This is a genomic window from Escherichia sp. Lx600-2 (assembly GCF_036662595.1).
In the GTDB taxonomy this organism is placed as follows: Bacteria; Pseudomonadota; Gammaproteobacteria; order Enterobacterales; family Enterobacteriaceae; genus Escherichia; species Escherichia coli.
This window is the reverse complement of the sequence record NZ_JAYQWM010000149.1, coordinates 1-5,847: the sequence shown is the minus strand read 5'-3', so window position 1 is coordinate 5,847 and position 5,847 is coordinate 1. Positions and strand designations below refer to the sequence as shown.

Sequence of the window (5,847 nt, the reverse complement as noted above, 5' to 3'; positions counted from 1 at the left end):
TCACATGTGTCGAACTTAACCATGACAGCGTTCTGTACTTCAGGGGCCAGCTTGTCAAAAGTGACGTTCATCGGATCTGATTCAGTCTCAACCGGGACAAAGGAAGCAGACTCCTCATCCCAGCGGTTTTCCTGCATATATTCAGCATCCCAGGAATCGAGGGCAGGGCGGGGTATACCGGGTTTATCCTCGCAAACAAGAAATTTATAAGCGCAGTCCTGAGCTGCCGGATAATGTTCCAGGAATTGCCAGTGAAATTTTGCGCGGGCGCGACGTTCATCACCGGCTTCAATGGCAGTGGCTACAGCGACTGCACCTTCTTCCTTTATTGCCTGTTCGTCCGGAATGGCGGCGCAAATAAAGACTTTACTCATTTTGTTTTACCTCATTACAGATTTCAGGGTGAACAAATCCCTACCATTGCTGGCATATAAGAATGAAACCGGATGTTTATTACGGAACTGTTTTAAAGACCTGCCGGGATTTCGATATTATCCTGGTGAATAACTTTATCGACCGGGTAACAGTTACCGGGAATTTTCTGTTCGGTTGCTGCAGTCATACACTCCTGCATTGTCCTGTGAACACTGACTGCAATATCAACTGGCTCTCCGGAAACAAGAAAAACTGTCAGAACAAGCACAAATGCTGAATTCATTGTGCACATCCTTTTGGCATCAGACGTAAACGAGCCAGCATTGAAACAATGCATATTTTATTTAATAGCTCCCGTTCTTGTTTTCTCTTGTTAATGGCATCTTCAGTAAATGCTGGGTTACTGATAGTGACACCAATTTCAAAACAACCTTCAGACGTATTAACGTTTGGTAATAACGTTTTCATTATCGCGTCCTCAATAATGAATTTTGTGATGCAGTGCCTGGTGCCTCCAGGTGACGTTAACCAGTTAACAATTAACGCCGGATACAGAGAATCCACCCATAACACTGTTTTTGGTTTTAACTGTTCCGCGTGCGCTCAGCCGCATTCACCACATCACAAAATTCACTTTAAAAAGGGCGGTAGAGCAGTCACGGAGTAAAACTGATACCGCCAAACGTCACCAGAAAATTGATAACAGAGGGCGTTGCAGCGGGGTTGTCACTTAAGCGTATGGTCAACCTGACAACCCGGTGTCATCAACGGTGGAAGGAATAACCCCGCCATACTTACCGCCGCGCCATTTCGCGGATTGCCACAACCGGAAGCGCACGGTCGACGAAAATTTAACGACAGGCTATCTATGAACCAGCTACCTCGCCGTGCGCTTTCGCGTTATGGTCTGACTTTTCAGGGAAATATCCTTTCAGTAAACTGTCAGTGCCGGATGCTCACCCGTGTCCGGCGCACGCACTCCACCTCACCCGTGGAGAACTCCTTAATTACCAACCTTAGCTTCGTTGGTTAGCTATTAACGCGGGTATGTAATCATTCTGGCAATGCTTAATGCCGCTGCTTTTTCCAGCCTGGTGATATCCTGCTCCAGAGCGGACAGATTTTCAGCCTGCTTAGCCCTGGCTTCATTGGCCCATTTCAAATCCTGCGCTGCATTAATTTTCTGGCGCATCCACTCATAAAGTTCATCATTGGTATAGTCTGGCGCGATGATGACTGGTTCTCGTTTCTGCATACTGATTCCTCGCGGTGCTGCTTCGCTTATCAGCCGTTAGATTTTGCCGAGCTGGAAAGCGCCTGTTTAAACTCACTGAAGCTGAGAGCTTCTTCGCCTTCGGCAAGGCCTTCGAAGTATTCTTCGTAAGCCTTTTCCATGATTGTGTCGAAATCCATATCACTCACCTGAGTTTCTTTCCAGCCAGCGACGGGCACCATTTTCGGTTTTAAACGTTTTGCTTTTGGTATACGTCATCGCGGTGAACGTACCGTCCTGGTTGGGGAACACGCCACATACCAGAGATTCGCTGTTGCCAAGATCGATAGTATCCATGCTGACCTCATTTCCCCTTAACGCCGGGGTAGCGGAACAAAAACCTGCTGCATAGTTATTAAAGTTGAACCCTGCCGTCATGTTCTTACGCCTCGGGCTGGCTACTTAACCCCTGACCACTGCCTGGTAACTCGAAGTATTGCCCTGCATTCTGTGGGGCGGGGTGGGTGGTAGGCATATAATGTACTTTGCGTTCATTGTTGTAAAGTACTTTTAGTACATTTTGTGTGTAAAAAAATGAGATGGGATAAAGTGAAGCACAAACCCGGAGGAAGGCGCTACCGGATTTATGCTGGTTTAAGAGGCTTTTTGTTTTTTCTTTCGTGCTAACTCTTCGTAAATTGCATTGTACTTCTGTTTTTTCTCTTCAAGAGTTTTTAAAAGTTCATCTGTCTCACTGTCAGGGAGCTCGTCCAGAAGGTCAATGATGATTTTTTGTCTTGGATTTAACTCCTGATAGAAACGTACCTGTCCACTTTCTTCTGTATCCTCTCCCAAAAGATAGGTTGGTGTTGTTCCTATTAGTGTTGCTAATTCCCTTAATTTCTCCCGGCGAGGAATTGTTTCGCCATTAAACCATTTGCTAACCGCTTTTGGTGTTAATTTCATTCGACGGGCAATTTCTGCCTGCCTTCCATGTTGTTCATAACCAGCGTTTTCACAGGCTAGCGCAAGCCTACTGGCGAACTCTTTACGCGCTTTATCTTCATGAACCATAAGTTCAATGATATTCGCTCTTGAATGTACTGTCAGTTCTGTTATAGCATGTACTCAAAGTTCACATTGTGAGGGTGATATGAACCAGAAAACACTTGAAGATGTAATCAAAACTGTTCGCGTTGCTGTTGTGGCCGACGTTTGTGGTGTCAGCCAAAGAGCAATCTATAAATGGATGGATAACGGAAAATTGCCTCGCACAGAATATACCGGCGAAACAAATTACGCTGAAAAAATCGCTCTTGCATCAAACGGATTATTTTCTGCCGATGCAATTTTAACTATTGGCAGGAATAAAACTACTACGAAAAAGCTGATGGGAGTTGATTCATGAAAATCAAGCATGAACACATCCGCATGGCGATGAATGCCTGGGCGCATCCGGACGGCGAAAAAGTACCGGCTGCGAAAATTACCAAAGCGTATTTCGAGCTGGGAATGACGTTCCCGGAACTGTATGACGACAGCCATCCGGAAGCCCTGGCTCGCAATACTCAGAAAATTTTCCGCTGGGTGGAGAAAGACACCCCTGATGCGGTTAAAAAAATTCAGGCGTTGTTACCAGCTATCGAAAAAGCAATGCCACCTCTGCTGGTGGCCAGAATGCGCAGTCATAGCTCAGCGTATTTTCGGGAACTAGTGGAGACGCGGGAACGACTGGTGAGAGACGCTGATGATTTTGTCGCAGTGGCGATCGCTGGTTTCAACCAGATGAATCGTGGTGGCCCTGCAGGAAATATTGTGGCTGTGCATTGACTCGCAATATTCATACCGGATCACTTCCGGCAATTTGTGAGTAAAAAGATTCGGTATCAAAAGAGGTGAGTATGGCTAACGCCTGGCTCAGATTATGGCATGACATGCCAAATGACCCTAAGTGGCGAACAATTGCCAGGGTGTCAGGGCAGCCAATTGCAACAGTGATGGCAGTGTATATCCACCTCCTGGTGAGCGCGTCACGAAATGTCACGCGAGGTCACATTGATGTCACGACAGAAGATTTGGCAAGTGCGCTCGACGTGACAGAAGAGGTAATTGATTCAATTTTGCAGACGATGCAGGGGCGGGTACTTGATGGTGATTTAATCACTGGATGGGAAAAACGCCAGGTGCTTAAAGAGGACAACGGCAATATTTCGCAAACCGCAAAATCTCCTGCAGAGCGCAAGAGGGCGCAGCGAGAGAGGGAAAGAAAGCGGGAACAAAATGGCGATTGTCACGGCGCGTCACGAAATGTCACGCACATGTCACGACGAGTCACGACAGATAAAGATACAGATAAAGATACAGATACAGATCAAGAAGATCAAAACACTATGGTCCATGGCGTAAAAAACGCCACGAACCAGGCAGGGGATGTTCAGACCGTCAATCCTGGTCAGCCAGCAGGCACGACACCGGAAGCCGATTCAGCGTATGCGCTGAAAGCCGATTCGGGCGCTGTGCAGCAGGTGATGACCGCAAGACCGGAGCAATCACACCAACTGCAGCAGCCCGAAGCCGATTCCGCCATTCAGCGGGAAGCCGATCGGGTAGTCCCGGAAAACACCGGGCAGTCTGTGGGACGAGTGGATTATCCGGATGTGTTCGAACAGGTCTGGCGGGAGTACCCGTTGCGTGCTGGGGCAAACCCGAAGAAATCCGCTTTCAGTGCCTGGAAGGCCAGATTACGCGAGGGGGTGCCACCAGAGGCCATGCTGGATGGCGTGAGGCGTTACGCAAGATACCTGGCGGCTACCGGGAAAACGGGAACGGAATTTGTTCAGCGAGCGACGACGTTTTTTGGACCGGACCGGAATTTTGAGAATCCCTGGTTGCTCCCGGTAAGCGGCACGAACAACCAGCGTTGTGTGAATCATATTTCTGAACCGGATAACGAAATTCCGCCGGGCTTCAGGGGGTAAGTGTTAATTTCTGGTCATGAGGTAATTTTCAGGAGGGCTTGTGGCAAAAGTTTTTACACAAGAAGAGCGGGAAAAAATTAAAGGGCAGGTTCTTGAACTCGTACGCCAGAGTGGGCGCGAGACGTTACGACAACTGGAAGCTAAAACTGGGGCAACAAGATATCTGATGAGCGTTCTGGCCAGAGAGCTGGTTGCCAGTGGCGATGTATACAACTCTGGTTACGGGTTATTCCCGTCTGAACAGGCGCGTAAGGACTGGCAAAATGCCCGTAAAAAGCTCTCAAGGGCAAAGCTGAAGAAACCATCTGCGGTTGATCCGGACCTTATCTGGTCATTACCTGATGGAGAAATACGTCGTTACGACAGGCGTCATAATATAATTTGTACTGAGTGTCGTAAAAGCGAAGTTATGCAGCGGATATTGTCGTTTTATCAGGGGGATGTTCGGTATTTTTTGAAGTGACGAGATTAAAGTGCATTAGTTCAGATGTAAATTGACATTTTGTGGCACAGGGTAGAGCTAGCGTGGTTGTCCGCTTTGTGCCAAAAGCAGACATTGATAACATTGAGATATGTTAATTTATAGGGAGCAGCTCAAGGCCCACTGGAACTTCCAGTTTTTGCCCCTGAAACCGTTCCCAATGAGCACTTCCATCTGAAGACTGCGCAGTCTTAGTTTTCGTTGCCTTTAGTTTATCCCTTTATGATACCGATAAAAACTTTGTTGCAATTTCTGCTGCCGTTTTCTCCATGCTGGGATATACAGTGCTTTCGGATATATTAAGCTGCGCCAGCTCTTCCAGAATTTTATTTTTGTTCGCTATCTCCACTCTGTTAAGAGGAAACTCAGCATCTGTTTCCGGTAAAATGGGATCAAGTCCGAACAGAAGAAAAGCTCCTGCCTGAGATTGTATGCGTTCATTATTTATTTTAGCCTTAAGGAAAACAACTTTCCTTAAGTCATCAGGAATTATTCTGTTTCTGAAATATGATTTTTCATTCTGTATAAGGTCTGCAAGTTTATCCGTGAGTTCAGATAACTCCATATTACCTTTTCTGGAATCAGAGGAGGACAATTTTTCCAACTCTTCGTAAGATAAAAGTGATAAGTTTGCTATACAGCTCACTGTATCTGAGTCGAAATATTTAATTTTCTTTCTATTTGTTGAAAACGAAATCACCTGTCCGTTTTCATCGGGGTTCGAACAGCAAGCAAAATATAATGCTATCAGTGGGTTAGATGTAATGTCTAAGAGTCTTGTAGGCAAGCCATAATGCTGC

Annotated in this window: 12 protein-coding genes; 4 read left to right on the top strand and 8 right to left on the bottom strand. The window is 46.5% G+C overall.

Annotated features, from left to right (window positions below):
• The 7 genes from OQV04_RS23375 to OQV04_RS23345 all read right to left on the bottom strand — a co-directional run.
• The coding region (locus OQV04_RS23375) for an exonuclease VIII (RefSeq protein ID WP_072147117.1) at nt 1–374 on the bottom strand (374 nt) is incomplete at its 3' end.
• A 92-nt stretch (nt 375–466) separates the two neighbouring features.
• Nucleotides 467–658, bottom strand: a complete 192-nt coding sequence (gene ydfD, locus OQV04_RS23370; protein WP_001083297.1) for a lysis protein YdfD — start codon at nt 656–658, stop codon at nt 467–469.
• Nucleotides 655–843 (bottom strand): cell division inhibition protein DicB, encoded by a 189-nt coding sequence (gene dicB, locus OQV04_RS23365; protein ID WP_032265158.1) that lies wholly within the window; start codon nt 841–843, stop codon nt 655–657. The genes ydfD and dicB overlap by 4 nt, the downstream gene beginning before the upstream one ends.
• A 568-nt stretch (nt 844–1,411) precedes the next feature.
• Nucleotides 1,412–1,630 (bottom strand): protein YdfC, encoded by a 219-nt coding sequence (gene ydfC, locus OQV04_RS23360; RefSeq protein ID WP_044684616.1) that lies wholly within the window; start codon nt 1,628–1,630, stop codon nt 1,412–1,414.
• Between the two features lie 29 nt (nt 1,631–1,659).
• The gene (gene ydfB / locus OQV04_RS23355; RefSeq protein ID WP_000344964.1) at nt 1,660–1,788 is read right to left on the bottom strand and encodes a protein YdfB; all 129 of its coding nucleotides are present in this window, start codon (nt 1,786–1,788) and stop codon (nt 1,660–1,662) included.
• A 1-nt stretch (nt 1,789) separates the two neighbouring features.
• The gene (locus OQV04_RS23350; protein WP_000379589.1) at nt 1,790–1,945 is read right to left on the bottom strand and encodes a DUF1391 family protein; all 156 of its coding nucleotides are present in this window, start codon (nt 1,943–1,945) and stop codon (nt 1,790–1,792) included.
• 297 nt (nt 1,946–2,242) lie between these two features.
• Entirely contained in the window at nt 2,243–2,662 is a 420-nt protein-coding gene (locus tag OQV04_RS23345) for a helix-turn-helix domain-containing protein (protein ID WP_000233320.1), read from the bottom strand.
• Nucleotides 2,663–2,741: 79 nt separating this feature from the next.
• On the opposite strand from OQV04_RS23345, the gene OQV04_RS23340 reads away from it, so the two are divergent.
• From OQV04_RS23340 to OQV04_RS23325, 4 genes are all read left to right on the top strand, one after another.
• Nucleotides 2,742–2,996 carry a helix-turn-helix transcriptional regulator gene (locus OQV04_RS23340; protein WP_001072337.1) on the top strand — a complete coding sequence of 85 codons (255 nt, stop codon included), beginning with the start codon at nt 2,742–2,744 and terminating at the stop codon, nt 2,994–2,996.
• Nucleotides 2,993–3,418, top strand: coding sequence for a toxin YdaT family protein (locus OQV04_RS23335; protein ID WP_000693853.1), 426 nt, complete (start codon nt 2,993–2,995; stop codon nt 3,416–3,418). Before OQV04_RS23340 ends, OQV04_RS23335 begins: the two co-directional genes overlap by 4 nt.
• A gap of 71 nt (nt 3,419–3,489) precedes the next feature.
• A complete protein-coding gene (locus OQV04_RS23330; protein WP_106490574.1) occupies nt 3,490–4,566 on the top strand; it encodes a phage replisome organizer in 1,077 nt (358 codons plus the stop codon).
• A gap of 40 nt (nt 4,567–4,606) precedes the next feature.
• A complete protein-coding gene (locus OQV04_RS23325; protein WP_001534244.1) occupies nt 4,607–5,029 on the top strand; it encodes a DUF977 family protein in 423 nt (140 codons plus the stop codon).
• A 238-nt stretch (nt 5,030–5,267) separates the two neighbouring features.
• On the opposite strand, the gene OQV04_RS23320 is transcribed toward OQV04_RS23325, so the two are convergent.
• On the bottom strand, nt 5,268–5,847 hold a 580-nt coding region (locus tag OQV04_RS23320; protein ID WP_332643056.1), incomplete at its 5' end, for an FRG domain-containing protein.